The sequence below is a fragment of the Litorilituus lipolyticus genome (genome assembly GCF_006439335.1).
In the GTDB taxonomy this organism is placed as follows: domain Bacteria; phylum Pseudomonadota; class Gammaproteobacteria; order Enterobacterales; family Alteromonadaceae; genus Colwellia; species Colwellia lipolytica.
Genome location: NZ_SAWY01000001.1, coordinates 191,913 through 215,686, shown reverse-complemented (window position 1 = coordinate 215,686; position 23,774 = coordinate 191,913). Strand labels below are relative to the sequence as shown.

The window sequence follows — 23,774 nt, the reverse complement described above, 5'->3', positions numbered from 1 at the left end:
ATACTAGTTGAAAGAATCGAAAGAAGTATTGAATAACAAGAGGAAAAGGAAGCCTAATTCATCAAAACGAGTTGTTGTATTAACCAGTATTATTATTTTAATGCTGTTAATTTGGCAGGCTTTTTCTGCGAATAAAATTCACCAAAGTTACCAACACTCTTTAATGAAGTCTGTTACAGATCGAGTTATATCTGATTACCTAGAATACTTTTCCCAATTGCGATTAGAAATTGATTTATTTCAGCAAAAACATTTTTATATTATTCAGAAATTAAAAGAGCAGGGAGATGAGGCTAATAAAGAATTGTATATGGAGCTATTAACAAAACTACGTGATGATATTGAAAATACACGTTTATTTTCTTTTATTAACCAACATGGACAAGGCAGTTTATCCCATATTACAGGGAATTTTTTACCTGATTGTGAGGAAGAAATCGCTGCAACACTAGCTGCGGGAGTTCAAGAGAGTTTATTCCTTCATCGCAGTAAAAGCAGTGTACATTTTGATATTTTACAGCCTTTCTCGAGTGTAGAAGCAAATAATGAATACCTATTTGTTGCATTCAACCCCAATGTATTGATAGGTATTCTGAGTCAATATCAATTACCGCATCAACAGCTTTTTCTTATGCGTTCTGATCAACGAGGTCATATTGAGTTAACAACCGAAACAACAGATGTTAAGTATGCCCGTATGGTAGTCAATGATTTTGATTATGATAGTTTTAGTTATATAAAACCCATTCCTAATACACGTTGGCAACTTGGGATTCGTTTATCACCTCAATACAATATCGATTTAAGAAATAAGGCTCTTTCTAAAGCGCTAATTATTTGGCTAATCCTAACAACATTTGTCTATGGCTTTTACCGACAACAAAAACGGGGCATACAGAAGCATCGTCGGGTAAAAAAAGAGTTGGCCTATGCTGATAGCCATGATCAGTTAACGGGGTTAGCAAATAGAAATAATTTTGAACAACAAGTTACTCACTTTATTAACAACAATTCAAAAACACCAAATAAATCAGGCGTAGTGTTAAAAATTGACTTAGATAAATTTCAAGTGATTAATAACAGTATGGGCTTTACCGTAGGTGATAAATTTTTACACCAAATATCGCTGATATTGCAAAAAAATTTACCTACTGGGGCTGTTTTAAGCCGATTAGGAAATGATGAGTTTGCGATGTTACTACCTGACTTACAATTCAGTGAAGCTGAGAATTATGCGAATAAGATTAGATGCTTATTGAAAGACACCCACATAGAAGAAAGTAGCCAAAGTAATAACATTACTGCAAGCGTAGGTGTGGTTATTATTGATAACAGTATATTTGATGTTCAACAGGTATTTTCTTCTTTGGGGCAAGCCATTAGTTTAGCGAAAGAAAAAGGTAGAGATAGGGTTCAAGTATATCAAAGTAGTGATGAACAGTTACGAAAACACGCCAAAGAAATGGAAGCAGTTCATGAGCTTGTTGATGCGCTGAAAGAGCAGCGATTATTGTTACACCGCCAAGAAATTAAATCTATGGTGGGTGAATATAGTAAATATTTTGAAGTTTTGGTTAGAATGAAAAATAAACAGGGGGATATTGTTCCACCCATAGAGTTTATACCTGCGGCCGAAAAATACGGCATGATAGTGCAATTAGATTATTGGGTAATTGAGCATACGCTGAAAGGTATGGCAAATGAGCAAGCTGGTAACCACTATAGTATTAATTTGTCGGGAATAACTCTTGCTAACAAGGAGCTATATCAACATGTTAAAGGCCTATTCAAAACCTATAAGGTTGAACCGTCGCTTGTTTCCTTTGAAATAACCGAGACGTCTGCAATAACTCATTTAGATTCAGCACTGTACTTCATTAATAACATGATTGCCTTTGGTTGTAGTTTTGCGCTAGATGATTTTGGCAGTGGCTTATCGTCGTTTAGTTATTTGCAAAAACTTCCTATTGGCACCATTAAAATTGATGGGGCTTTTGTTAGAGATATGGATAGTAATGCCATCAATAGAACTTTTGTAGAAAATATTAAAAGAACAGCCTCAGCTATGAATAAAAAGGTGGTAGCAGAGTTCGTTGAAAATGAGCATATTGAAGCTCTTTTGAATGAAATCGGTGTTGAGTATGTTCAAGGTTACTATATTCATAAACCAGAACTTTGGTTTGAGCAACAGAAATTATAACTGTTGACAAAACACTGTATAAAACTCGTTTCTTATTACTGTATATAAGCGGTTTTAGGTTTAAATCTTCTCCCTATTAGAAAAATATAAAAAATATTTTGTCGTTATTATTCAAAGGTATACGGGGTGTTTTTTGCTCTTTCCAGTAAATGTTTAATAAAAACCGCTTGATACTGTACGGCTATACAGTATACTTACCTCATTAAAACGAATTACCCTCTTTTCATGGAGCTATAAATGAAAGACGATAAAGAAAAAGCACTCTCAGCCGCCTTAAGTCAAATTGAACGTCAGTTTGGTAAAGGTTCAATAATGAAGCTTGGTGATAATAACACCATGGATGTAGAAACTATTTCTACAGGCTCATTAAGTTTAGATATTGCATTAGGTGCTGGCGGTTTACCGTTAGGTCGTGTCGTTGAAATTTATGGTCCTGAATCAAGTGGTAAAACGACATTGACTCTTGAAGTTATTGCACAAGCTCAGCGAGAAGGTAAAGTTTGTGCCTTTGTTGACGCAGAACATGCACTTGATCCTATTTATGCCGAAAAACTTGGGGTAAATATTAATGATTTATTAGTCTCTCAGCCAGATACTGGCGAGCAAGCCCTTGAAATTTGTGACATGCTAACGAGATCTGGCGCCATTGATGTTATCGTAGTTGATTCAGTAGCAGCACTAACACCTAAAGCAGAAATTGAAGGTGATATGGGAGATTCACATATGGGTCTTCAAGCTCGTATGTTATCGCAAGCAATGCGTAAGCTTACAGCTAACTTGAAGAAATCAAATACTATGTTAATTTTCATTAACCAAATTCGTATGAAAATTGGTGTGATGTTTGGCAATCCTGAAACGACAACCGGCGGTAATGCATTAAAATTCTACGCTTCAGTTCGTTTAGATATACGTAGAATTGGTGCGGTTAAAAATGGTGATGAGATCGTAGGAAATGAAACTCGCGTTAAAGTGGTTAAAAATAAAATCTCTCCACCATTTAAGCAAGCAGAATTTCAAATATTATACGGTGAAGGAATTAATAGCTTAGGTGAGTTAGTCGAACTGGGTGTTAAGAATAACCTAGTTGAAAAGGCAGGTGCATGGTACAGCTGTAATGGTGAACGCATTGGGCAAGGTAAAGCAAATGCCACTAAATACTTAGAAGAGCATCCGGAGATGGCTAAAGACTTAGACGCTAAATTACGAGATATGTTTTTAAGTAAAGTAGTGCCAACAAATACTGAAGAAGCAGTTGTCGAAGAGTAATAACTTTACAAAGAAGTAGAAAGTATCAATAAACGAGCGCAGTGTTAGACGTAACACTGCGTTTTTTTATGTTTATAAGAAATAAAAAGCAATAATTAATAAATCATAACAAAACGTTTGGACGTCTATACGTTTAGAAGTTGACATATCTAGCAATCCAAGTAACATTACTTACAAGTAGAAAAGTTTTCTTTTTGTTAGGTAAAATTATGCCGATTAAAATTCCCGACCAATTACCCGCATTATCAGTATTAGATAAAGAAAATATCTTTGTGATGTCGGAGCACAGGGCGGTAAACCAAGAAATTAGACCTATGCAAGTGGCAATCTTGAATTTGATGCCAAATAAAATTGAAACAGAAGTGCAGATACTGCGCATGTTGTCTAATACACCTTTGCAAATAAACGTTGAGTTTGTTCGTATTCATGCAAATGAATCAAAAAATACGCCTACGGAACACTTAGAGAACTTCTATTGTCTGTTTGATGATATTAAACACAAGCAATATGATGGCTTGATCGTAACAGGTGCGCCCTTAGCGTTGCTTGATTATCAACAAGTAAGTTTCTGGGATAAAATTTGCGAAGTATTTGACTGGGCAGATGAAAATGTAACATCGACAATGTTTTCATGTTGGGCAGCCCATGCTGCGCTATATCACCATTACGGTTTGAATCGTCATTTGCGTCAGCAAAAGTTATCTGGCGTTTATAAGCACTATCCACTTAATAGTAAAGAGCAGCTAACACGTGGGTTTGATGAATGTTTTAATGTACCGCATTCTCGGTATGGTTATATCAATCTAGCAGATTATCAAGGTGTTGATAACTTAAACGTGTTGGCGCAGTCTGATGAAGCTGGAGTATATCTTGTAGCCAGTAAGAATAAACGACAAGTGTACTTAACAGGTCATCCTGAATACGATACATCAACTTTACATGAAGAGTATTTAAGAGATAAGAAAAACGATGTAAATACGCAAATACCACTAAATTATTATTATCAGGATGATGCGAATAATAAACCTGTTGGTTCTTGGCGCAGTCATGGCAGTTTACTATTTACTAACTGGTTAAATTATTATGTCTATCAAATTACACCGTATCGCCTTGATGCTTCTAATATGAAGGCAGTTCAAGGTGATGAATCGTAAATAGGTTTATCAAATTATTTTCTAAGTTGCATTAAAGCAACTTAAGGTATTGAATTAATAAAAGCATAATTGCTTGGGTACGACAATGAAAAAACATGCATCATTTACATTGCTTGAACAACAGCTAAAAAATAATATTCTCATTCTCGATGGCGCAATGGGAACAATGATTCAAGCATATAAGTTTGAAGAACAAGACTTTAGAGGTGAACAGTTTGCTGACTGGCACTGCGATGTAAAAGGCAATAACGATATGTTAGTGCTTACTCAACCTGAGGTTATTAAAGCTATTCATTGTGAGTACTTAGAAGCTGGCGCAGATATTTTAGAGACCAATACATTTAATGCGACTACTATTGCCATGGCAGATTATGACATGGAAAAATATAGCGCAGAGATCAACTTGCAGGCGGCAAAAATAGCTCGTGCAGCAGCAGATGAGTACAATCAAAAAACACCGAATAAGCCTCGGTTTGTGGCCGGTGTTTTAGGGCCAACAAATAGAACCTGCTCCATTTCACCTGATGTTAATGATCCTGCTTTTCGAAATGTTACCTTTAATGAATTAAAAATTGCATATATAGAGTCGACCAAAGCACTTATTGAAGGCGGTTCAGATATCATTTTAATTGAGACCATTTTTGATACGCTTAATGCAAAAGCGGCTGTTTTTGCAGTGGAAACTGTTTTCGAAGAATTAGGTGTTCGTTTACCGGTAATGATTTCAGGCACAATTACCGATGCATCGGGAAGAACGTTATCAGGTCAAACAACCGAAGCTTTTTATAATTCATTAAGACATGCTAAGCCTATCTCATTTGGTTTGAACTGTGCTTTAGGCCCAGTCGAGTTAAGACAATATGTTGAAGAATTAAGCCGAATATCAGATGTAGCAGTTTCGGCTCACCCAAATGCGGGCTTACCTAACGCTTTTGGTGAGTACGACTTTACTGTTGAAGACATGAACACTCATGTAGCCGAATGGGCTAATTCAGGCTTCTTAAATATCATCGGTGGTTGTTGTGGTACTACACCTGAACATATAAAAGGCATGGCTGATACGGTTAAGAAAATAGCGCCGCGTGCCATAGAGCCACGCGCCATTGCTTGTCGTTTATCTGGCCTTGAAGCACTAACTATTCAAGAAGATACATTATTTGTAAATGTGGGTGAACGTACTAACGTCACTGGCTCTGCAATGTTTAAGCGATTAATTAAAGAAGAGAACTACGACCAAGCTATTGCCGTTGCTTTGCAACAAGTTGAGAACGGAGCCCAGATAATCGACATTAACATGGATGAAGGCATGTTAGAGTCAAAAGAAGCTATGGTTCGTTTTTTAAATTTGATTGCCGGTGAGCCTGAGATAGCTAAAGTTCCAATCATGATCGATTCATCCAAATGGGATATTTTGGAGGCGGGCCTTCAGTGTATTCAAGGTAAGGGGGTGGTGAACTCTATCAGCCTTAAAGAAGGAGAAGAGAACTTTAAAGCGCAAGCTGAATTACTTCGACGCTATGGTGCGGCAGTAATTGTTATGGCTTTTGATGAGGAAGGTCAAGCTGATACGCGAGCGCGTAAGTATGAAATTTGTCATCGTGCTTACCATATCTTGGTCGATGAAGTTGGCTATCCAGCAGAAGATATCATCTTTGATCCTAATATTTTTGCAGTAGCTACTGGCATTGAAGAGCATAATAATTACGCTGTTGATTTTATTGAGGCGGTTGCTGATATAAAACAAAACCTGCCTTACGCCATGATTTCAGGCGGAGTCTCCAATGTATCTTTCTCCTTTAGGGGTAACAATCCCGTTCGTGAAGCTATTCATGCGGTATTTTTATATCACGCCATAAAAAATGGTATGGACATGGGGATTGTAAATGCAGGGCAATTAGCCATTTATTCTGATATCCCAGAAGAGTTACGTAAAGCGGTTGAAGACGTCATTCAAAATTCTGACGATGGAGCAACAGAACGATTACTGGATGTTGCAGAGCAATATCGCGGTCAAGCAGGTGGTCAGCAATCTAAAGTTGATTTAGCTTGGCGTGAATTACCTATAAACGATCGCTTAGCACACTCGTTGGTGAAAGGTATTAACGAATTTATTGAACAAGATACCGAAGAAGCACGCCTACTAGCAGATAGACCTTTAGATGTCATTGAAGGGCCATTGATGGATGGGATGAACACTGTTGGTGATTTGTTTGGTGCCGGTGAGATGTTTTTACCTCAAGTAGTTAAGTCAGCACGGGTAATGAAACAAGCCGTTGCTTATTTAAATCCTTTTATTGAAGAGGAAAAAACAGAGGCAAGTTCAAACGGAAAAATCCTCTTGGCGACTGTTAAAGGTGATGTCCACGATATTGGTAAGAATATTGTTGGTGTTGTACTGCAATGTAACAACTATGAGATCATTGATTTAGGCGTTATGGTCTCTTGTGAAGATATTTTAAGAGTCGCTAAAGAAGAGAATGTCGATATTATCGGCTTATCAGGGCTTATTACACCTTCACTTGATGAAATGGTACACGTTGCCAAAGAGATGAAACGACAAGGATTTGAAATACCATTGCTTATTGGTGGAGCTACAACATCAAAAGCGCATACGGCTGTGAAAATAGAGCCGCAATATGATCATCCTGTTGTGTATGTTTCTAATGCATCTCGCTCTGTTTCGGTAGTTAGTTCATTACTTTCTGATGAGCTTCGTCCAGCCTTTATGGAAAGACAAAAAGATGAATATGAAAGAGTTAGAGCGCGCCACTATAAAAAAGGGCCTCGTTCAAGCCTTGTAAGCATAGAAGATGCGCGAGAAAACGCGACGCCAATTAGTTTTGACAATTATACACCAACAGTACCTAATAAATTAGGTGTTACGGTACTTGATGAACTTGATTTAAACGAAGTGAGAAACTATATCGATTGGACGCCATTTTTCATGACATGGCAACTATCGGGTAAGTATCCTTTGATATTACGTCATGAAGTGGTTGGAGAAGAGGCAACAAAATTATTCAATGATGCTAACGCGATGTTAGATGATGTTATCAATAACAAGAAGTTAACCGCTAAAGCGGTATTTGGCTTATTCCCAGCGCATAGTCATGTTGATGATTTAATTCTTTATACCGATGAAACTCGAACTGAGCAGTTAATGACTTTGCATCAACTTAGACAGCAAAGTAAAAAACCTGCAGGGCAGTTTAATCGTTGTTTATCAGACTATGTTGCCCCTAAAAGTGCAAATGTTAATGATTATGTGGGCGCGTTTGCTGTTTCGGCAGGTTTTGGTGCTGATGAATTGGTTAAAGCATTTGATGCGCAGCATGATGACTATAATAGTATTTTATTGAAAGCGGTTGCCGATAGGTTAGCGGAAGCTTCAGCAGAATACCTTCATGAGAAAATTCGTAAAGAATATTGGGGCTATGCGCCAAATGAGAATCTTGATAATGAAGATTTAATCCGTGAAAGCTATCAGGGTATAAGGCCAGCACCGGGTTACCCAGCTTGTCCTGAGCATACCGAAAAAGGCCTTCTTTGGCAGTTACTAAATGTTGAAGAAAATATAGGCATGGAGTTAACCTCAAGTTATGCGATGTGGCCAGGTGCTGCAGTGAGCGGTTGGTACTTTGCTCACCCTGATGCTAAGTATTTTGCTGTAGCGAAACTCGCTAAAGATCAAGTGTTAGATTATGGTGTTAGAAAAGGTTTCACCATTGAGCAAGCAGAGCGTTGGTTGTCGGCTAACCTTGATTACGAGCCAGAATAATTCACTCGGTTTTGACATTAAAAAAGGCTAAGTAATAAGTTGCTTAGCCTTTTCTTTGCCTATATGTTTATTGTCTATTTGTAAGTAAGAGCTATGTTAATTTTAAGCGGGTTGATAAAGGTTAGACTGCTTAACGACATACTTCTCATTGAGTTTTGCTGATAGCACCCCTTTTCGTCTGGCTAGGGCTACTTGTAACTTTTTAGCAACTTTAGCAATAGCAGCATAAAGCTGTTTATCTGATGCATTTACCGTTACTTTTGTTCCTTCATAATGGGTAGTAACCTCAAGCTTTTGCTGATGTGGTTCAACGGTAATCGTTGAGTCTATAGCCATAATAGACGGATAATGCTTAGAGATTTTCGCAAATTTATTTTCAATAGATTGCTTAATACCTTCGGTGATTTCAACGTGGTGTCCAGAAATTCTAATTTTCATAGTATTACCTCTTTTGTTATCTTCATCTTCATAATCCACCTGTTGAGACAAAAGTTCAAGCAATTAAATGTCAATATTCGCAACAAAATGTAATGAACTTGGGCTCATATACTAGAGGGGATTTTTGATATTATTACAACTGACTTAAATATAAGTTTGTTCAATAGCTTGGCGTGATAGCACATTTACTGTAACTGTAAATCAAAGGGGGAAGCTTTGGTTGTTATAGTGGCTTATCTAGTTAAAGGAAGAATGCAGTTGAAAGTAGGTAGAGCAGTATTGAGGCTGCTCTACCAATGATTTTGCCATTAAGTGTAATGAGATAATGTTATTGTTTAAAATGTCTGTCAAAGAAATTCATAATAGTGTGGTTAAGGTGAGTTTTTACTTTCTTACCACGCATACTGTGTTTACTGCCCGGGTAGGTCATTAGCTCAAACACTTTGTTTTCGTCTTGCATTGCTTTGATCAATTTCGTGGTATTAGTAAAAAGTACATTATCATCAGCCATGCCATGATAAACCATCAATGGACCCGCTAAATTCTCAATGTAAGGGAATACGCTACTGTCCTTATAACCTTTAGCATTGACTTTTGGGTGATTAAGATAACGTTCAGTATAGTGAGTGTCATATAACATCCAATCAGTAACCGGAGCGCCACTAACTCCTGCTTTAAAATAACCACCAGCTTTAAACATTGCCATCAATGCCATATAGCCGCCATAAGAGTGGCCATAAATACCAATACGCTCTTTATCAACATAAGGTAAGCTATGAAGGAATTTAACCCCAGTAATTTGATCCGCAACTTCTACTTCGCCCAAGCGTTGATAAATAGGAAATTCAAAAGCCGTGCCACGATAGTTTGAGCCGCGATTATCTAATTGATAAACAATATAGCCTTGCTGCACCATATATTGAATCATATCAGCACCTAGCCATTTGTTGGTCACACGCTGTGCATGAGGCCCACCATAGACTTTGACAATTACAGGGTACTTTTTACCAGGCTTCATATTATGTGGTTTATATAGCTTGTAAAACAGTGTTGCTTGACCATCATCTGACATTAAAGAGCCAAATTCTGGTTTAACCAGTTGTTGGTAATAAGGGAACACAGGGTGAGTTTCATTTATTTCATTTTGTGCCAACCAAGTGACATGCTCGCCATTAGCTTGATGCAAACTCACTTGCTTTGGTGTAGCAATATTTGAAAAGCTATCAAGATAATTTAAGCCGTTTTCACTGCTCGTAGCACCAAACGTTATATCGTGAAAGCCATTACGTTTTGTCAGGCGTTGCACATGCTCGGGGGTTTTTCCTGCTAAGGGCACTTTATATAAATGACGCTCTAGCGGGGTGTCAGCTCTACCCGTAAAGTATAACCAGCCGTTTTCTTCATCAACTTTTTTTAACGAGTCTACTACCCACTGGCCTTTAGTTAATTGAGTGATTAATTCACCGTTGATTGAGTAGTGATATAAATGCTTAAAACCGTCACGCTCTGATGCCCAAATAAATGATTTATTATCTTTTAAAAAATATAAATCATGGTGAAGGTTTATCCAGTGCTTTGAAGATTCAGTTAATAACGTTTTTTGCTTGCGCTTTTTAAGGTTATAAGACTTTAAAATAAGCGTTTTCTGGTCTCGGCTTTGCCATTGGTATGACAAATTCTTGCCATTTGGATACCACTTTACTCTTGGTAGATAAATATCCGTATTTTCAGCGTTGTCTGCGCCCTCTAGTGGAATAAAGCGTGTCTTTTTTCCTTTGATATCGGTAACTGCTAACTGAATATTAACGTTATTGGTACCCGTGGCTGGGTATCTTTGTTCAATTAAGTCAATTTTATCTGCGTAGATCTCATTTCGAATAACTGTTTGAACTGGCGTTTCATCTACCCTTAAAAAGGCGATGTGCTTTTCATCAGGGGACCACCAATAGCCTGTCATGCGGTCCATTTCTTCTTGCGCAACGAATTCACTCATTCCATTTTTTATCACACCGCCACCATCAATGGTTAATTGGCGTTCTTCACCTGTTTTGATATGACGTATATAGAGGTTTTGCTCTCGAATATAAGAGACATAATTGCCCTTTGGTGAAAACTTTACATCAGTTTCAAACCCAAGGGTATTGGTTAAACGTTTAGCGGTTTTATCGGCTAAGTGATAGTAGTATATTTCGCCATTGAGTGGGAAAAGTAGGGCGCTACCATCATGGGAGAACTGATATTCCATGATCCCTTTGCCGAAGATTCGTTGGCGTTCTCGACGAGCTTTCTCTTCGTCAGATAGGCTCTCTTTTCCACTAAATAGTGATTGTGAGTCAACGAGTAATCGATTCTCTTTGCTGGTTAAATTATATTCCCATAGATCATAACGATTTAAATCATCAGCTTTACCTTGTAAATAGGTCACTCGATTACCATCGGGAGAAAATTTTAATGACTTTGGCGTTTGACCATGCAATGAAGGCGCACTATAAATACGCTCTATAGACAATGACTCATCATTGGCAAGCGTTGAAAAAATGGGTAATACACAGCTAAGTACTAGCAGTGTCTTTTTCATTGAAATTTTCATCGGTTAACTTCTTATGTTAATAGGTTAAATTTTATTAAGTTTTATATTCTTGAGTTAGCTTTTATTAAGTAAGTATTATTAAATTACCTCTAAAGCATCACTTAGTTTTTTCACCGCGATAACTTCCATGCCATCAATTGCTTGCTTGGGTTTATTGTTGTACGGGACAATCGCGCGTTTAAAGCCATGCTTTGCTGCTTCATAGATACGTTCTTGGCCACTAGGGACAGGGCGGATTTCACCCGATAAACCAACTTCTCCAAAAATAACTAAGTCTTGTGGTAGCGCATTATCTTTGAAACTAGAAACAAGTGCGAGAATTAATGCTAAATCAATGCTAGTTTCACTGACTTTTACCCCTCCCACCACATTGACAAAAACGTCTTGATCATTAAGTTGTAATCCGCCATGACGATTTAATATAGCTAACAACATAGAGAGTCGGTTTTGATCGGCGCCAACCGCTACACGCCTTGGATTACCTAACGCAGAGTGATCGACCAGTGCTTGAATTTCAACAAGTAATGGCCTTGTACCTTCCCAAAGGACCATTACGACACTGCCAGGTGTTTGTTCTTCAGACCGTGTTAAAAATATCGCAGAAGGGTTTTTCACTTCTTTTAATCCACCACCTGTCATGGCAAATACACCTAATTCATTCACGGCGCCAAAACGGTTTTTATGGCCTCTTAAAGTTCGATATCGTGAGTCAGTACTACCCTCGAGCATGATTGAACAATCAATACAGTGTTCTAAAACTTTAGGGCCAGCAAGTGAACCATCTTTAGTGACATGACCAACAATAAGCATTGCAACATGGTGTTGCTTGGCAAAGCGGGTTAAGTAAGCGGCACTTTCTCTTACTTGGGAAACACTGCCTGGTGCAGACTGTACATCTGCCATATGCATTACTTGAATAGAATCAATCACGATGATTTTAGGCTGTTCTTTTTCAGCAATATTACAGATATTTTCTACACTCGTTTCAGAGAGCATTTTTAGCTTATCTGTGGCTAAGCCAAGACGCTTTGCTCGCATGGCAACTTGCTGCAAAGATTCTTCGCCGGTAATGTATAAAGCTGGCATTGAGGCAGCTAAAGAGCACATAGTTTGTAATAGCAGTGTACTTTTGCCTGCACCGGGCTCACCACCAATGAGAATAGCGCTGCCAGGGACAATACCTCCGCCAAGTACCCTATCAAATTCTTGATATCCTGATGAAAATCGTGGTAGTTCACCAAGATCAATTGAGTCGAGAGTTTGAACTTTAGCCTCGGTAATTCCGGCAAAGCCAGAAAAGTTTCCTCCTCGGCTTGGTGATTTTGCTTGTCTAAATTCTGAAATGGTATTCCAAGCTTTACAGTCATTACATTGGCCCAGCCAACGTGCGTATTCAGAGCCACATTCAGTGCATACAAAGGCTGTTTTTGATTTGGCCATTTAATCCCTATTATTTTATTAATTTTTATAGTGGTGTAATACTTGCTTGCACATCAGCTAGTGCAAGAGATATTGTAAATTGTTGGTCTAACACACTCAAAATATAGCGTTATTTTATATAGGCAAACAATATACAACAATAAGGTATTATCATGTATAAGTACTTGCCTTGATGGCTTTGCATGGATTAAATTATAATGTTTTTGGCGGCTTTGTATAGCACTTGTCTGCGTGAAAAGTTGTTAAATAATATGACAAGTTTGCTTGTTTTCAACAAACAACATTGCATCAATATAACCGTTAATTAAGTATAAGTGGCTTAATAATAAGAAGAATAGTCAAAGAAACTGGTATTTTATGAGTATAGATTTTATCAAGCATCAAACTATCATTGAGCAATTCCGTGGCGTTGTGAATAAAACGAGTTTTGATAATCAGTTTAATGCGGCAACATCTCGCTTACCTAAGACTGAAAAGTTTTTATTAAAAATGGAATTGAAGCGACTAGCAGGACCTTGTACACGTGCCATTGATTTGCGTGGCCTTGTTGACGGTGAGTGCCAACTATTTGACTACCAAGGTCAAAATCATTTTTTAGATGATATTGCCATTAATGTTTTCAAAGAAAATGCCAAAGTTTATGGTGGTTATACTTTTGGCGTTTATGAAGCTGTAACCAATACAGAGAATAATTTTAGAAATATATACAAAAATGAATCAGCTAAAGTTGTCGGGAGTACTTCTACAACGACAACTAAATCTAGTGTAGAGAAAACACAATATAGTGCTCAGCGTTATCAATTTGATAACTATCCTGATCGATTAGAAGAACGGATGAATTTTGCTGTTGCGATAGAATTTACTATCGCAGGTAGTAAAGCCTACAAGGCTACTACAGTTGATATTAGTACCACAGGTCTTAAATTTCGTCTCAAAGAAGTGCCTGTGTTACGTATTGGTGATGAATTTAATATTGTCTTTAAAGGCTTAGAGCAGGAATTTCATTTTGGTAAGGATAGCTTGTTTACCTATCAAGTGAAAAACATTTTAAGGGATTCAAGTACCCAATTGCTTGGTTGTAAACGACTAGATATCCCTGAAAGAGATGGTTTTTTACAATTTTTAAAAGGTTATATTCAAGGGAATAAAAGACGTTATAAAGTTAATTTAGATAATACGATACAGAGTCTACAAGCGCGAAGTTTCGAACAGTACGCTATGGTAAAACTGAATGAGTTGCCTGTATTTATACAGCAACTTGATAAAAATTATCACCCGAGGTATGCATTAACGACTACAAACAACCAAAATATTTATCAGTATTGGCAGAATGAAAAACGTCACTCAACGTTAAATTTTCTAATTAACGCAGAGCGCATTACACGAATTAGAGAGGCAAAAACTCAAGGTCTCGATTTAATTGTTTATAGCTTTATTCACCAACATCAAGGGAACTTGTTTTTTTATAGTATTGATAGTATTCAAGCAATTAACGATGCTGAGTTTCTAAAAGAGTTTATTGGTTTTGCCGCAAATAAAGCAACATTTGCTGTGACACAGTTAAGCATGCAACCTGTTAATAAGAGCAAGGTATACTCTCCGTTTACTTTGTCGAATGTTAGTTCTAAACAACAATACCTAAATAAGCCACCGTCAAAAGAAGTGATAGAAAGTATAGATTCTCTCTCTCATGTTGTCGTCGTAACTGATGTGACTACTGATGAAACAGTGGAGCAATATAAAGAATTTGATTATATAAATATTGATAGGCAAAAACTTAAAAAGTATGGTCATCAACGCATAACCAGCAAGCTTGAAATTAATGAAATAGGTATTAATTATAAAAATCAACGACAAGAGCCTCGTTTTAAATATAAAACTCCTGTAGCGATTGAATGTCAGTCAGTTACTTGGGATGGTAGCTCGGAAGATTTCTCAGTATCTGGACTAAAAATAAACCTTAAAGCACCAGCTCAACTGGCCAAAGGTGATATTGTTTATTTAAGTTTTCCTAAATTACAGCAAATTACCAAGAGCTTTGATTTGAAGCAGCTACCTTATAAAGTAGTTCGAATTAATAAAAGCAAAACTACGATTAATTTGCGTGTTTCGGTAAAAGAGCATCAGCATATTGGGCGCTCTTTCTTTAAATTGCTGATTGCAAAGAATCAAAATAAATTAACACCTGATGAATATGCCATGCTAACACCAGGTTTAGCAGAAGCGTTAAGAACTATTTATGCTACTAGTCTTAATCAGATTACATTAGCTGTTCAGACGAGTGGTAGCCGATATAAAATAGAATCTCTGCTATTAGGGGCTGGTCAAAGCGAAGAGGAAACTGATAGCTTATTGAATCAAATGAAGCGCTTAAGCGATAGGCAAGGGTTTTATAACCTTTACCCGTTACTGAGTAATTTAGCGGCTATCACTTCGTTGGAAGCACGGTTAAAGAAATTACTCTCAGATGATCTTGCTATTACTGAAACACTTTTTGTTGCTATTAACCCACAGCATGATGGTGTCGGTAAATCTGTAACGACAAAATTAGCTAGTGAATTAAATACACCAGAATTGACTCGATTTTTTATTAAAAAATCATTAAAGCAAGGGTTGTTCTTTAGTTTACAAGTTAAACTATCAAGAACGGAAAGTCCTGAAATGGAATATTTGAACCCTGAATTAAGTTATATAAGCGCTTATGCAATCCACCGTGGTAAGCAAATTGAGCAGGACATTTGGAGTGTTGCAGGTATTATTGAAGTATTTGATGTGACACAAGAAACCTTGATTCGTTATGGACTCGCCCAAGAAAGCTTAACGCAATTGGCAAAGGCTTAAACAGCCTTAATACCCTCTTAAAGCTAACCATGTAATCCAGCCATTCCCGTGAATTAGAATGCGAGAATGGTCTGAATTAACTTACCGAATAGTTTAACGCAGCCAGTGCAATAAACAGTCTAGTCCTTTGTTATTAATACTTGCATCGGCTTTTGCCAAAACAATAGGTTTGGCATGAAATGCCACACCAAAGCAGGCCGCAGACATCATCACTAAATCATTTGCGCCATCGCCCATGGCAACCGTTTGATTGTGCTCTATTGCGTACTTGCTACTTAATAAAGAAAGCGAATCTGCTTTAACTTGCGCATCTACCACATCACCGAGTACTTTACCGGTAAGCTTGCCATCAATGATTTCTAAAGTATTGGCAAAGGCATCATCTAGTGCCAGCATGTCTTTTAAATGATCGGCAAAATAAGTAAAACCACCTGAAGCAATGGCTATACGCCAATGGTGTTTTTTTAATTCAGCTATTAATGTCGTTAAGCCTGGCATAAGCGGGATGTTCTTTGCTACATCCGCTAAGATTTGCTCTGGAGCGTCTTGCAATGTCGCTACGCGTTGATGCAGACTTTGAGCAAAGTCTAGTTCCCCTTGCATTGCCAGCTCTGTAACAGCGGCAACCTCTTCACCTACGCCAGCAAGCGCTGCTATTTCGTCAATACACTCAATTTCAATGGTGGTAGAGTCCATATCCATAACCAGTAAGCCAGGCTCTGAAAGAGATGGTGCATTGTTGATTAACGCTGCTTCGATGTTATTTTCAAGAGCAAACTGTGCAACTGACTCTCGAGCCGAGGTAAAATCGTCACAGTTAACATTAAAACGATAACTTGTTTCATGGTTCCTGTGATTAACTTGTGTTAAAGCTAATGGTGTTATTTGGCTGAACTCAACAAGTTTATGCAGCTGTTGTAGGGTTATAGTAGAGAAAACAACAAGCTCTTGTTCAGTTAGTGATAATTTCGTCTGAGTTAAGCCTATTGTCTTGTTATTTAATGATAAATATATAGGTAGAGATGATTTTGTTAAAAGCTCATTAAAAGCTTCACTGAGCGCAGTTTCATTGGCTGAATTAGTCACGTAAATTCTCTATGGCAATATGGGAAATAATATTAAAACTTCACAACAGATAATAATATAACTATAGTGGCAATATCAGCATGTTATACAGTTATCATGGTTATATGAAGCAACCTGAACAGCCTTTATACCCTAAATTATCATCGATTTATAATAAAATTCTGCAATTAGCTAGTGCAATTTTGATTATTATCGTATTGATGAGTATGTGGCAATCTACCATCAATAAAGATGAATCGACTCTTGAGCAGCATTTCGATTACCTTGCCAAGCAGTACTTACAGCAAAGTGCTTCAGGTATTTCGGTATTACTTAGTCATAAATACTCATCTAAAAAAGAACGTAATAAAGCGTTGCAAAATTATCTTAATGGATTAATAGAAGTAGATTTTGTTAAACAGGCACATCTATATGATAAAAAAGGCTTGTTGTTACATACAGGAAAGTCTTTGATTGAATCTACAGGTACTAACGAGCAAGTTGCTTTTGAGGATCCAAGTAAAACCATGCTAGAGCTTTATGGTGTATCTGCCAAATCTTTAGATAAAAGCTCACGTTATTCGCCCTATGTTATGGAAATTCGGCAAGAAAAATTACTGGGCTACTTACGCTTTACCTTTGAGTCAACTTATCTTACACAAGGGTTAAGCGAAGCGGATAATGACAGACAAACCTTACTGCGGTTAATGCTGTTACTCGCTGGTGTTGTTGGTTTTTTATTAACACGTGGTTTGAACCGATTTAGTCGACGAAGTTATCGAATTAATCAAACTATTAAAGCGGCTGAACAAGGTACACCTAAATCTTAGGGCTTTATGTTAAGAAAATATCATCAACATTTCTTTCCAGTTGATTAGCTAATACTAAAGGGTCTACTCCTGTAATATTTACTAGTAATTGAAAAATTACAGGGATATTTAAAGGTGAATTAGCAGGTGACTTGCTGGAATTGTTTTGATAAAGCTTAGTAGAGTTACTCTCGATTTCATGACTTAAGGGCATTGAAGGAGCGTCGGTTTCAAGAACAAGGTATTCAATAGGTAAGCGTTTAAAAGTATTAATGGTTTTCTTTGCTCGAGAAAAGCTGATACTACTTCCTACCCCTAATTTAAAACCTAAATCTATATAATCCTTTGCTTGTTGGTAACTACCGGTAAAACCGTGGATTATACCTGATTTTGCTAATTGGTAATGCTTAAGAAATGGCACAATATGATGATGCGATTGTCTGTGATGAATGATAACCGGCATGGCATTTCTTTGTGCAAGATTGAGTTGGTAATCAAAAAATAATTGCTGCTGCTTAAAATTTTCTTCAGGTGTTTGACCAAACTGAGCTGCATGCTTGCTAGTTGCGCCATCAAGTCCTATTTCACCGATACCAACAATATGTTGTTTTTCTTGAATAATAAGCAGGCTAAGTTTTTCTAAATCACTTATTGATAAATGCTTAATAAACCATGGGTGAATACCTAATGTGCAATATAAATCAATGGGATTTTGATGATGCTGCTTGGTTAGACTTAATACTTTTTGAAAGTTATCAGGCGAAATGCTGGGTATGATTATTCGTGAAATATTGTGTAGATCACACTGTGATAAAAGATCAGGTAATTGCTGACTAAAACAATTGTCATCAAGGTGGCAGTGGCTATCCGTAAATTTCATGCGACTGCCCCTTGATGTTGCTATTACTTTAAAAGAATGCGATTACATTCTTTCCATCACTTCAATGCCTAAAATATCTAAGCCTTGGTTAAGTGTTTTACTGATCAGTTGACATAATGCCAAACGAGAGTGTTTTACTTCTTCACTGATCCCTTCTTTTAGGATAGGGCATGCTTCATAAAAACTCATGTATAAACTGGCGAGTTCATAGAGGTAATTACACAATAAGTTCGGTGTACATTCACTGATAACAGCATCAATCACATCTTCTAATTGAAGTAGCTTAAGTGCCAATGCTTTTTCTTGTGGCTCAACAATAGCTATTTGACCCAATGCATCACTGGCTACATTTGCCTTAGCAAAAATACTTTGAATACGAGAATAAGCATATTGTAAGTAAGGTGCTGTAGCTCCTTCAAAGCTCAACATCGTTTTCCAGCTAAAGATGTAATCACTGGTTCTGTTTTTAGATAAGTCGGCAAATTTAACTGCACCAATACCCACTTTCTTTGAGATGTTGGCAAGATCTTCAGCAGAAATTTCTGGATTCTTCTCTTTGATTAAATCACTCGCACGAGATACTGCTTCATCGAGTAATTCAGCTAATTTAATCGTACCACCGGTACGTGTTTTAAATGGTTTGCCGTCATCGCCCATCATCATACCAAACGGACAGTGTTGATAGCCCACATGTTCAGGTAAGAAACCTGCTTTACGCGCTACGATTTCAACTTGCTTAAAATGCAATGATTGGCGAGCATCAGTAAATATAATAATGCGATCAGCATTTAATTGGCCACTACGGTAACGACATGCTGATAAATCAGTAGTAGCGTATAAGTATCCACCACCTGATTTTTGCACGATGAAGACAGAGGGCTCGCCATCTTTGTTTGCCATTTCGTCGATAAAGACTACTTTTGCCCCTTGGTCTTCAACGGCAATTTCTTTTGCCATCAGCTCATCAATGACATTTGACAGGTCATCATTGTAGGCACTTTCACCCATGATATCTTTACGTTGTAGCGATACATTTAGTTTTTGGTAAATATCTTCACTATGGCTGATAGAAATATCAATGAATTGTTGCCATAGTTTATCGCATTTTTCGTCACCACTTTGCAGCTTAACTACGTAGTCCCTTGCTCGATCAGCAAAGCCTTCTTCTTCATCAAAACGAACTTTTGCTTCACGGTAAAAGTTTTCTAAATCAGCAAGGGCTGTTTCGGCTACTTCATTGCCTGCTAATTTGTCACTTAAGTGCGCGATTAACATGCCAAACTGAGTACCCCAATCGCCCATATGATTTTGACGAATGACCTTATCACCACGAAACTCAAGGGCACGTACTACCGCGTCACCAATGATAGTTGAGCGTAAGTGACCAACGTGCATTTCTTTCGCTAAGTTAGGTGCAGAGTAATCTACAACTACTGTTTGCGCTACTTCACGCTGAGTAACACCAATATACGCATCGTCGCGCGTATTATTTAAGTTAGCTGCTAACCAAGCTTGATCTAAATGAATATTAATAAAACCAGGGCCCGCTAGTTCAATTTTCTCAGCTATACCATCTAAATTTAGCTGTTCAACAACTTTGGTTGCTAATTCTCGTGGGTTAGTTTTAAGCTTTTTAGCTGCGCCCATAACGCCATTCGCTTGGTAGTCGCCAAATTGTGGGCGATTCGATAAGCTAATCGCAGGATTAGTATCTTCAGGTAAACCGGCAGCCACCATAGCAGCACTGACTTTTTCGGCTAATATATTTTTAATATTCATTTCAATAGACTCTTTATCATTGTTATTTGGTTCAAAACTTCATCAAGCGTGCTCATTGACTATCGTTAATTGCGCGCGTACTCATTTATCTTGAACCAACTAACCGTGAGAATGCGCATTCACAGTTAGTAACTATTTCTTATATTTCAAGTTTGGCAAAATAGTTTGTTTATTTTACAAGGCGCTTGATCATTTTTATAAGGGAGCTTACTAAACTAAGTGCCAGCATAAAAATGATTAAGCAACGCGATAAAACTACAAACTAGGCCGCCAAATTAGTGCTCACGGGTCGCATGAAACACAATATCAGGGTGACGCTCTTGCGCTAATGATAAATTAACCATAGTAGGCGCGATATAAGTTAAATTATCACCACCATCTAATGCTAAGTTATCGCCCGCTTTTTTCTTAAATTGCTCTAAAGTACGTTCATCATCACAGGTACACCATCTTGCGGTGGCTACACTGATTGGTTCATAGATCGCATCGACTTTGTATTCAGTTTTTAAACGTTGAACAACTACTTCAAACTGAAGTATACCCACGGCACCAACAATCATATCGTTATTAATAAAAGGTCTAAAAACTTGTACTGCTCCTTCTTCAGAAAGCTGAATTAGGCCTTTTTGCAGCTGTTTTGCTTTCAAAGGATCTTTTAAACGAATGCGTCTAAACATTTCAGGTGCAAAGTTAGGAATACCGCTGAACTTCATCATTTCACCTGCGGTAAAGGTATCACCTATTTGAATACTACCGTGGTTATGTAAGCCAATAATATCACCAGCGTAAGCTTGTTCTACATTAGAGCGATCGCCAGCCATAAAGGTCACTGCATCGGCAATTTTAACATCTTTACCTAGACGAACTTGCTTCATTTTCATGCCTTTCTCATATTTGCCTGAGCAAATACGCATAAAGGCAATTCTGTCTCTATGCTTAGGATCCATGTTTGCTTGGATTTTAAAAACAAAGCCTGAAAACTTCTCTTCTTCGGCATTTACTTGGCGTAAGTCTGTTTGACGAGGTAATGGCTTAGGTGCCCATTTGGTTAGACCGTCAAGCATATGATCTACGCCAAAGTTACCTAATGCCGTACCGAAAAATACTGGCGTTAATTCGCCATCTAAAAACTCTTCTAAATCGAACTCATGAGAAGCACCGACAACGAGTTCTAATTCTTCACGCAAGTCTTCAGCATAATTACCAATTGCTTCATCAAGCGCTGGGTTATCTAATCCTTTAATAATACGTTTTTCTTGAATGGTATGGCCTTGACCTGATTGATACAAAACCGTTTCATCCGTTAAAATGTTATATACGCCTTTAAATTCTTTACCCATGCCAATTGGCCAAGTAATAGGGGCACACTTAATTTTTAAGACATCTTCAACTTCGTCCATCACTTCCATCGGATCACGTACATCTCGATCCATTTTATTCATGAAAGTAATAATTGGTGTATCACGTAAACGAGTAACTTCCATTAACTTTATGGTACGAGCCTCTACACCTTTAGCAACGTCGATGACCATAAGGCAAGAGTCAACAGCGGTTAGTGTTCTGTAGGTATCTTCAGAGAAGTCTTCGTGACCTGGAGTATCAAGTAAGTTAACAAGGCAATCGTTATAAGGAAATTGCATTACCGAAGTGGTAATTGAGATACCACGATCTTTTTCCATTTCCATCCAGTCAGATTTTGCGTGCTGACCTGATTTTTTACCTTTTACCGTACCTGCTTTTTGTAATGCTTGACCAAAAAGTAATACTTTTTCTGTAATGGTGGTTTTACCGGCATCCGGGTGAGAAATAATCGCAAACGTTCTACGTAAGTCGACTTCCTGCTGTTGTACAGACATGCAAATTACCTGTGAAAAATGAGTTTTCAGTGCGCGACTGAATCACACACCAATGAAATAAAAAATAAAGCGCGATATTATAGCGAAATTGAATGATAAAAGTAATGTATAGAGGATAAAAATTAGCGAGTAATTTTAAGGTAAGTACCACTTAACGCTTATGATGAAAATAAGGCGTGAATATAATCAGATTCACTCTGCTCAAGTACCGGTGTGTATGATGTTGAGGCAGTGCTTAACCTTTTTTCATGAGCTAGCTGTTGCGATAGTAATGATAGGCATTGGCTTTTACTAAAATGTGTTATTTGCATCAATTGCTCAATCGCTTGAGTTGCAATGGCTTGTGCAGCATTGCTATCTAGTTGCTGATTATCATAGTGAGATCTGTTGTTTATGTGCATCACTTTTGCCTCTTACTTTTAAAATTGGGCTATAGTGATTTTAAACAATACTCGTCATTAAGTTAGGTTAATAAGGTAATCAATTGTAGTTTTTTGTTATGTGAAAGGGAGGTGATGAGCCTTAAGTTAAAGCTTTTTGCTCATGACAATAGCATCTTCATACCCGAAACCAGAAGCGCTAGGGTAATAGCCCGTTCTTCTACCTGTTTCTGTAAAGCCCATGTTGATGTATAGCATCTGCGCTGAAATGTTTTTAGCTCTGACTTCTAAAAATAATTTTTGAGCACCAGCTTTGGTGGCTTGGTTAATGAATTGCGTTAATAGCGCTTTTCCATAGCCTTTGCCTTGATGTTCTGGCAAAACACAGATATCCATTAATGTAGCTTCATCTAGTACTAACTCCCCAACATAAAAACCAAGTACTTGTTCACTCAAAGAAGCTAACTCAGAAAAGTATCGACCACCAATACAACTACTAAAGGTTTTTTCACTCCAAGGATGTGAGTGACAGGCGTTTTCAATAGGCATTAACCTATCAACATCACTGTTTTCTATTACTTGAAAGTGTAATTGATTAAGAGAATCTTTCATAAGTTACAACAACTTTGTTGAGATAGTTTGCCATAAGGCCTTTTTTAATTCAGGGCGTTTAGATAACTGTTCAAGTGCAGGCGTGTATAAGCTATTTTGTTGAAACTGTATTGGACTCTCTTGTTTACTAGAATCAACAAAGAACCAGTTGAATAGACCTAAATCTAAATGGTCAACCTGCTCTGTGATTTCTCCAACACTAACATCAATACTTAATAGTAGATCACTAAAAAATTGCTGTTTTGAAAGTTCGTCTAATTTTACTTGAATAAATTTTTGCTCAGATGAACTGGGTTCAGGTGAGTTGTTATCGTGACTTCTGTGTTGCCACAGACTGATGCCCATTTCGGTAAGATGATCAAATTGTCGTTGTGAAATTGACATGTAAATTTAGCGCAATTAAAAATGAAAATATAATGACAGAAATCTTATGGATAAGAAAGCGAGATAAAAGCTAAAGGAATAAATTTACTTAGAAAGGAAAATGGCAGGGGTGGAGAGACTCGAACTCCCAACCATCGGTTTTGGAGACCGCTGTTCTACCAATTGGAACTACACCCCTGCAACGGAGGTGAATTATACTGATGCAAGACAAAAGGTAAAGAGGAATTTAAGAAAAAAGTAAAAAATTTAACTGTTCGGCTAATTTATCAACAAAGTGTTAATAAACTAGCCAATTAATATGT

At 37.5% G+C, this 23,774-nt stretch carries 16 protein-coding genes and 1 tRNA gene; 6 read left to right on the top strand and 11 right to left on the bottom strand.

Annotation, left to right across the window (positions count from 1 at the left end):
- Positions 1-7 precede the first annotated feature (7 nt).
- The 4 genes from EPA86_RS00980 to metH all read left to right on the top strand — a co-directional run bounded on the left by EPA86_RS00980 (position 8) and on the right by metH (position 8,398).
- Positions 8-2,200: a putative bifunctional diguanylate cyclase/phosphodiesterase gene (locus EPA86_RS00980; RefSeq protein WP_140600980.1), complete on the top strand. Its 2,193-nt coding sequence runs from the start codon at positions 8-10 to the stop codon at positions 2,198-2,200.
- Between the two features lie 237 nt (positions 2,201-2,437).
- Complete coding sequence (recA, locus tag EPA86_RS00975) at positions 2,438-3,466, top strand: recombinase RecA (RefSeq protein WP_140600978.1); 1,029 nt, start codon at positions 2,438-2,440, stop codon at positions 3,464-3,466.
- A gap of 209 nt (positions 3,467-3,675) precedes the next feature.
- Entirely contained in the window at positions 3,676-4,620 is a 945-nt protein-coding gene (locus EPA86_RS00970; RefSeq protein ID WP_140600975.1) for a homoserine O-succinyltransferase, read from the top strand.
- A gap of 85 nt (positions 4,621-4,705) precedes the next feature.
- Positions 4,706-8,398 carry a methionine synthase gene (gene metH, locus EPA86_RS00965; protein ID WP_140600973.1) on the top strand — a complete coding sequence of 1,231 codons (3,693 nt, stop codon included), beginning with the start codon at positions 4,706-4,708 and terminating at the stop codon, positions 8,396-8,398.
- Positions 8,399-8,500: 102 nt separating this feature from the next.
- Here metH and hpf read toward each other — a convergent pair whose 3' ends face one another.
- The 3 genes from hpf to radA all read right to left on the bottom strand — a co-directional run bounded on the left by hpf (position 8,501) and on the right by radA (position 12,866).
- Positions 8,501-8,836 carry a ribosome hibernation-promoting factor, HPF/YfiA family gene (hpf, locus tag EPA86_RS00960; RefSeq protein ID WP_140600971.1) on the bottom strand — a complete coding sequence of 112 codons (336 nt, stop codon included), beginning with the start codon at positions 8,834-8,836 and terminating at the stop codon, positions 8,501-8,503.
- Positions 8,837-9,164: 328 nt separating this feature from the next.
- On the bottom strand, positions 9,165-11,414 hold the full coding sequence (locus EPA86_RS00955) for a S9 family peptidase (protein WP_140601071.1): 2,250 nt from the start codon (positions 11,412-11,414) through the stop codon (positions 9,165-9,167).
- Positions 11,415-11,504: 90 nt separating this feature from the next.
- Positions 11,505-12,866: a DNA repair protein RadA gene (gene radA / locus EPA86_RS00950; RefSeq protein ID WP_140600969.1), complete on the bottom strand. Its 1,362-nt coding sequence runs from the start codon at positions 12,864-12,866 to the stop codon at positions 11,505-11,507.
- 357 nt (positions 12,867-13,223) lie between these two features.
- Between radA and EPA86_RS00945 the strand changes: the two genes are divergently transcribed.
- Positions 13,224-15,707 carry a PilZ domain-containing protein gene (locus EPA86_RS00945; protein WP_140600967.1) on the top strand — a complete coding sequence of 828 codons (2,484 nt, stop codon included), beginning with the start codon at positions 13,224-13,226 and terminating at the stop codon, positions 15,705-15,707.
- A gap of 93 nt (positions 15,708-15,800) precedes the next feature.
- On the opposite strand, the gene serB is transcribed toward EPA86_RS00945, so the two are convergent.
- Positions 15,801-16,793: a phosphoserine phosphatase SerB gene (gene serB, locus EPA86_RS00940; protein WP_246058185.1), complete on the bottom strand. Its 993-nt coding sequence runs from the start codon at positions 16,791-16,793 to the stop codon at positions 15,801-15,803.
- 104 nt (positions 16,794-16,897) lie between these two features.
- Here serB and EPA86_RS00935 point away from each other — a divergent pair, with 104 nt between their 5' ends.
- Complete coding sequence (locus tag EPA86_RS00935) at positions 16,898-17,602, top strand: hypothetical protein (RefSeq protein WP_140601067.1); 705 nt, start codon at positions 16,898-16,900, stop codon at positions 17,600-17,602.
- 4 nt (positions 17,603-17,606) lie between these two features.
- Here the strand turns inward: EPA86_RS00935 and EPA86_RS00930 are convergent, their stop codons facing one another.
- From EPA86_RS00930 to EPA86_RS00900, 7 genes are all read right to left on the bottom strand, one after another.
- Complete coding sequence (locus tag EPA86_RS00930) at positions 17,607-18,461, bottom strand: TatD family hydrolase (RefSeq protein WP_140600965.1); 855 nt, start codon at positions 18,459-18,461, stop codon at positions 17,607-17,609.
- A 42-nt stretch (positions 18,462-18,503) separates the two neighbouring features.
- Complete coding sequence (gene argS, locus EPA86_RS00925; protein ID WP_140600963.1) at positions 18,504-20,240, bottom strand: arginine--tRNA ligase; 1,737 nt, start codon at positions 20,238-20,240, stop codon at positions 18,504-18,506.
- A gap of 275 nt (positions 20,241-20,515) precedes the next feature.
- On the bottom strand, positions 20,516-22,096 hold the full coding sequence (gene prfC, locus EPA86_RS00920; RefSeq protein WP_140600961.1) for a peptide chain release factor 3: 1,581 nt from the start codon (positions 22,094-22,096) through the stop codon (positions 20,516-20,518).
- A 158-nt stretch (positions 22,097-22,254) separates the two neighbouring features.
- The gene (locus tag EPA86_RS00915; protein WP_140600959.1) at positions 22,255-22,500 is read right to left on the bottom strand and encodes a hypothetical protein; all 246 of its coding nucleotides are present in this window, start codon (positions 22,498-22,500) and stop codon (positions 22,255-22,257) included.
- Positions 22,501-22,623: 123 nt separating this feature from the next.
- On the bottom strand, positions 22,624-23,088 hold the full coding sequence (gene rimI, locus EPA86_RS00910) for a ribosomal protein S18-alanine N-acetyltransferase (RefSeq protein WP_140600957.1): 465 nt from the start codon (positions 23,086-23,088) through the stop codon (positions 22,624-22,626).
- Positions 23,089-23,091: 3 nt separating this feature from the next.
- On the bottom strand, positions 23,092-23,472 hold the full coding sequence (locus EPA86_RS00905; protein WP_140600955.1) for a DNA polymerase III subunit psi: 381 nt from the start codon (positions 23,470-23,472) through the stop codon (positions 23,092-23,094).
- A 101-nt stretch (positions 23,473-23,573) separates the two neighbouring features.
- Positions 23,574-23,650, bottom strand: a tRNA-Trp gene (locus tag EPA86_RS00900).
- Positions 23,651-23,774: the final 124 nt, after the last annotated feature.

Excerpts from the sequence above, each read along its gene's own strand:
- recA (WP_140600978.1), top strand. The coding sequence starts at position 2,438 with ATGAAAGACGATAAAGAAAAAGCACTCTCAGCCGCCTTAAGTCAAATT.
- EPA86_RS00970 (WP_140600975.1), top strand. The coding sequence starts at position 3,676 with ATGCCGATTAAAATTCCCGACCAATTACCCGCATTATCAGTATTAGAT.
- metH (WP_140600973.1), top strand. The coding sequence starts at position 4,706 with ATGAAAAAACATGCATCATTTACATTGCTTGAACAACAGCTAAAAAAT.
- hpf (WP_140600971.1), bottom strand. The coding sequence starts at position 8,836 with ATGAAAATTAGAATTTCTGGACACCACGTTGAAATCACCGAAGGTATT.
- EPA86_RS00955 (WP_140601071.1), bottom strand. The coding sequence starts at position 11,414 with ATGAAAAAGACACTGCTAGTACTTAGCTGTGTATTACCCATTTTTTCA.
- radA (WP_140600969.1), bottom strand. The coding sequence starts at position 12,866 with ATGGCCAAATCAAAAACAGCCTTTGTATGCACTGAATGTGGCTCTGAA.
- EPA86_RS00945 (WP_140600967.1), top strand. The coding sequence starts at position 13,224 with ATGAGTATAGATTTTATCAAGCATCAAACTATCATTGAGCAATTCCGT.
- EPA86_RS00935 (WP_140601067.1), top strand. The coding sequence starts at position 16,898 with ATGAAGCAACCTGAACAGCCTTTATACCCTAAATTATCATCGATTTAT.
- EPA86_RS00930 (WP_140600965.1), bottom strand. The coding sequence starts at position 18,461 with ATGAAATTTACGGATAGCCACTGCCACCTTGATGACAATTGTTTTAGT.
- argS (WP_140600963.1), bottom strand. The coding sequence starts at position 20,240 with ATGAATATTAAAAATATATTAGCCGAAAAAGTCAGTGCTGCTATGGTG.
- prfC (WP_140600961.1), bottom strand. The coding sequence starts at position 22,096 with ATGTCTGTACAACAGCAGGAAGTCGACTTACGTAGAACGTTTGCGATT.
- rimI (WP_140600957.1), bottom strand. The coding sequence starts at position 23,088 with ATGAAAGATTCTCTTAATCAATTACACTTTCAAGTAATAGAAAACAGT.
- EPA86_RS00905 (WP_140600955.1), bottom strand. The coding sequence starts at position 23,472 with ATGTCAATTTCACAACGACAATTTGATCATCTTACCGAAATGGGCATC.